The following is a 4112-nucleotide window of genomic DNA, read 5'->3' as shown; positions in this document are numbered from 1 at the left end:
CTCGCTTCGCTCGGCAGCTCCTACAGACCGATGTGATGCGCTATCCTGCGCGCCCTCAAAACCCAATCGCCACAGGATTTCCCCATGAAAGCCGCACTCGTCGAACTCATCAGCAAAATAAGCTCCGGCTGCCTGGGCGATGCGGACGTTGCGAAAATCGCTGACGAAGCGGCCCAGGCCTATGCCGATCCGGCGGCTTTTCTGGCGGCCAACCCGGACATCAACTACGACGACAGCTTCCCGATTCCACTGGGTGAGTGGGTGGTGGTGGGGAGCCTGCCGGACACCGTGTTGTTCCAGGCCGACACTTACGTAGAACTGTTCGAACAGATCGTCGCCTCGTTCGGCCCCGGCGTGGCCTTCAATCTCAAGCCCAAGCAACTGGCGAAAACCGAAGCCTTGACGGCGCTCAATCGCATCCAGATCCAGATGAGCAGCCTGAACAAGGAAAACGGTGGCTATGTGCTGATGAATTTCAGCCAGTTGCTCGACGATGAACTGCAGATGGTTCTGGTGTACGGCAACGACGTGCCGCGCGTGCTGGAGCTGTGTGCCGAAGTCGGCATTGCCGCCGCGCCGGCCCTGGAAGCGTTGAAGGTTGCGATCCGCGTCTGAAGCAATAAAACGGAACCCTCGCCGGGCCCCCGCTATCCTAAGTGTGCATATCACCATCTGGGAGCGACACCATGGGTTCCACCTTCAACGGCCTGATTGGCCTGATCATCCTGGCGCTCGATATCTGGGCGATCATCAATGTGCTCAAGAGTGGCGCAGGAACGGGGGCAAAAGTCCTGTGGGTGCTGTTGATCCTGCTGTTGCCAGTGCTGGGCCTGATCATCTGGGCAATTGCCGGGCCGCGAGGCAACGTGCGGATCTGACCGCTCTTTGACGTTGCCCGGCAGCCTTGCCGCCGGGCATTGCGACCCTGCCGCGACGGTATCAGGCCGTCGCCAGGGCGTGTTTTTTCGAGGCCTTCAGGAAACTCAGCAGGGCCATCAGCGGGAAGGCACTGCCGACGATCACTACCCACAACCAGCCGCCGTGCTCGTACACCGCGCTGGCAATCGATGAGCCAAACGCGCCGCCGACGAAGATGCTGGTCATGTACAGCGCATTGAGACGACTGCGGCTTTTGGCATCGAGGGCATAGATGGTGCGCTGGCCCAGGACCATGTTCATCTGCACACAGAAATCCAGCACCACACCGGTCACCGCCAGGCCAATGACGCTGTAGAGCGGATGGATGAACGCTGGCAGAAAACTCAGGCTGGCCAACAGCATTGCCAGCAACGAAGCCATGCGGGTATGGCCGGCATCCGCCAGGCGACCGGCAATGGGCGCGGCGATGGCGCCAATGGCACCGACCAGGGCGAACAGGGCGATTTCAGTTTGCGACAGGCCATGATTGCGCGACAGTTCCAGCGGCACGGCGGTCCAGAACAGGCTGAAGGTGGCGAACATGCAGGCTTGGTAAAACGCCCGTTGCCGTAACAGCGGCTGCTGGCGCAACAGGGTGCCGAGCGAGCCCAGCAGTTGGCCATAAGAGGCGCTGTGGTCGGGTTGGCGCTTGGGCACAGTCAATGCCAGAACGATGCTGATCGCCGCCATCAAGGCTGCGGCGATCATGAACATCGCCCGCCAGCCGAAGTGATCGGCCACCACGCTTGAGATCGGCCGCGCCAGCAGGATCCCCAGCAGCAGGCCGCCCATGATGCCGCCCACCACCCGCCCTCTGGATTCCTCCGGGGCCAAGTGCGCAGCCAGCGGGATCAGGACTTGCACCGATACCGAACTGAACCCCACCAGCAGCGAAACCAGCAGGAACACGTTGGGCTGATCAGTGAACGCCGCCGCCAACAGACTGGCAATCGCCACGACGGTGGTGATGATCATCAGGCGACGGTTTTCCAGCAGGTCCCCCAGCGGCACCAGGAAAAACAGGCCCAGGGCATAACCGATCTGGGTCAGCGAGACGATCAGGCTGGCCATGGTGCTGCTAAGGCCCACATCGGGCGCGATCAGTTCGATGATGGGCTGGGCGTAGTAGATGTTGGCGACAATGGCGCCGCAGCAGAAGGCGAAGAGCAGGACCATGCCGCGAGTCAGGCTTGTGCTGGCGGGTACGGTGGGTGAGTGGGCACTCATGGCAATCTCGTCAGTGAATGGGAAGAGTGGCGTGAGGCTAAAGACTTAGCGGGCTCTGGAACAGGCTTTGTGGCTGATATCGGACATGCTTGCCATTGATGATGGAGGCCGCCTCAAGGGGCTGTGAACATTGAAAGTGCCTTCTATTCCAGTTTCTTGAACAGCGCATTGCCGCAACGCGAGCAGAAAGCAGCGCCATGATCGTGGTTGTTTTTACTGCAGACCGGACAATCATGCTTGAGCTGGTCACCGCGCATGGCCGTGGCCAGTTCAGCCGTGAAAATACCCGTCGGCACGGCGATGATCGAGTAACCGGTGATCATCACCAAGGACGAAACCACCTGGCCCAATGGCGTCTTGGGCACGATGTCGCCAAACCCCACGGTTGTCAGCGTGACGATGGCCCAATAGATGCCCTTGGGAATGCTGGTGAAACCGTTCTCGGGGCCTTCGATGACGTACATCAAGGTGCCGAACACGGTCACCAGGGTCGATACGCTGACCAGGAACACGATGATTTTCTGCTTGCTCCCCCGCAGCGCGGCCATCAGGTAGTTGGCTTGCTTGAGGTAGGGGCTGAGCTTGAGCACGCGGAAAATCCGCAGCATGCGAATGATGCGAACGATCAGCAAATACTGGGCGTCGCTGTAGTACAGCGCCAGGATCCCGGGCACGATCGCCAGCAAGTCCACCAAGCCGTAGAAGCTGAATGCATAGCGCAGGGGCTTGGGCGAGCAGTACAGGCGCAGGCCGTATTCGACGATGAAGATGAAGGTGAACCCCCATTCGATGGCGGCCAGCAGGGAGGCGTAGTTCTGGTGCACGCTGTCGATGCTGTCGAGCATCACGATCACCAGGCTGGCGAGGATGATCAACAGCAGTGTGCTGTCGAAGCGTCGGCCGGCCACGGTGTCGGTTTGGAAAATGATCACGTAGAGGCGTTCACGCCAGTTGCTGCTATCCATAACTTTCGCCTGAACCAATAGTCAGCGAAGCCTAGGGTGATTGTCCCGCAAAGCGCAAGGCGCAGTGTCGAGACTGGCCGCCTGCCACACTCGGGCCGTGGCATGAACCAGCCAGCAGGCCAGGATGAAGGGCGCAGTCAGCGGCGCCAGACCCAGGGCGAGAAAGCCCGGTGTGAGCATGACCGCCAGCACAATACCCGCCAGCGGCAACCATCGCTGGCGGCGTTGTTGGCTGAGAGCCAGCGCCACCAGGGCCGGGTTATAGCCGCCGAGCCCCGACAGGGCTTGGGTCGTGTCGTGATGCAGCAGGGTGAATGCCAGGCCTGCGGCTGAGCCAAGCAGCGCCCACCCGGCGGCGCGTGGGTTGGCAATCAACAAGCCCACAGCGATCAGCGCGCCGGCCAATGGCTGGTCGAGAAACATGACTTGGCCCAGTCCCCTCCAGTAAGCGGCCATAATATTGGCCACCGTCATTTCAATCGAAATGGGCGACGGCTGTGCCGGGGCAAAACTCAGCAGCAACCAGGCCAGTGCCACGAACGGCGCGGTGTAGGCAGGCAGGCACTGAGGGCCACGGCTGCGCTTGAGCCACTGCTGAGTCAACATCGCGCCGAGGCCGCCGCTGGCAATAATCAAGGGCGGTAACACGGCTGACCAAGGTATGGCGAGACTCAATAGCAAACCCAGCAAGATGCCGTTGTAACTGAACAGCCCAGCCTGTCGGTCAACCTTGGCATAACCGCGTCGCTGGGCGGTGAGCAACCCGGCCACGCCGCCCAGCAACGCGCCACCCAACAAAGCGGGGGCGGTGCAGAGAATCGCCAGCAGGCACAACAGGCCACACAGCGGATGCCGCTGGAGGAAAATCTGGCTGAAGCCGTTGAGCAGGGCGGTGGCCCAGTCGGGGCAGTGGGTGTTGAAAGAGTGGTTGGGCATAAGGTAGAGATGTTTTTCTGATAAACCGGGTCGCCCTCTTCGCGAGCAAGCCCGCTCCCACACTTG

At 61.0% G+C, this 4112-nt stretch carries 5 protein-coding genes; 2 read left to right on the top strand and 3 right to left on the bottom strand.

Going from position 1 to position 4112, the window contains the following annotated elements; translation table 11 throughout:
* Nucleotides 1-84: 84 nt before the first annotated feature.
* Nucleotides 85-615, top strand: a complete 531-nt coding sequence (locus HU811_RS25640; protein WP_186658842.1) for a hypothetical protein — start codon at nucleotides 85-87, stop codon at nucleotides 613-615.
* 71 nt (nucleotides 616-686) lie between these two features.
* Nucleotides 687-878 (top strand): PLDc N-terminal domain-containing protein, encoded by a 192-nt coding sequence (locus tag HU811_RS25635; RefSeq protein WP_047229615.1) that lies wholly within the window; start codon nucleotides 687-689, stop codon nucleotides 876-878.
* A gap of 61 nt (nucleotides 879-939) precedes the next feature.
* Here the strand turns inward: HU811_RS25635 and HU811_RS25630 are convergent, their stop codons facing one another.
* The 3 genes from HU811_RS25630 to HU811_RS25620 form a co-directional block, all read right to left on the bottom strand.
* Nucleotides 940-2145 (bottom strand): MFS transporter, encoded by a 1206-nt coding sequence (locus HU811_RS25630; RefSeq protein WP_092400208.1) that lies wholly within the window; start codon nucleotides 2143-2145, stop codon nucleotides 940-942.
* 143 nt (nucleotides 2146-2288) lie between these two features.
* Nucleotides 2289-3110 carry an ion transporter gene (locus HU811_RS25625; protein WP_092400206.1) on the bottom strand — a complete coding sequence of 274 codons (822 nt, stop codon included), beginning with the start codon at nucleotides 3108-3110 and terminating at the stop codon, nucleotides 2289-2291.
* Between the two features lie 21 nt (nucleotides 3111-3131).
* Complete coding sequence (locus HU811_RS25620) at nucleotides 3132-4046, bottom strand: urea transporter (protein WP_186658840.1); 915 nt, start codon at nucleotides 4044-4046, stop codon at nucleotides 3132-3134.
* Nucleotides 4047-4112: the final 66 nt, after the last annotated feature.

It is taken from the genome of Pseudomonas tehranensis (assembly GCF_014268615.1).
In the GTDB taxonomy this organism is placed as follows: Bacteria; Pseudomonadota; Gammaproteobacteria; order Pseudomonadales; family Pseudomonadaceae; genus Aquipseudomonas; species Aquipseudomonas tehranensis.
The sequence above is the reverse complement of the archived record's forward strand: the minus strand, read 5'-3'. Positions and strand labels throughout refer to the sequence as shown.

What these genes read in the sequence shown, in the direction of transcription:
- HU811_RS25640 (WP_186658842.1), top strand. Translation starts at nt 85, where the DNA reads ATGAAAGCCGCACTCGTCGAACTCATCAGCAAAATAAGCTCCGGCTGC.
- HU811_RS25635 (WP_047229615.1), top strand. Translation starts at nt 687, where the DNA reads ATGGGTTCCACCTTCAACGGCCTGATTGGCCTGATCATCCTGGCGCTC.
- HU811_RS25630 (WP_092400208.1), bottom strand. Translation starts at nt 2,145, where the DNA reads ATGAGTGCCCACTCACCCACCGTACCCGCCAGCACAAGCCTGACTCGC.
- HU811_RS25625 (WP_092400206.1), bottom strand. Translation starts at nt 3,110, where the DNA reads ATGGATAGCAGCAACTGGCGTGAACGCCTCTACGTGATCATTTTCCAA.
- HU811_RS25620 (WP_186658840.1), bottom strand. Translation starts at nt 4,046, where the DNA reads ATGCCCAACCACTCTTTCAACACCCACTGCCCCGACTGGGCCACCGCC.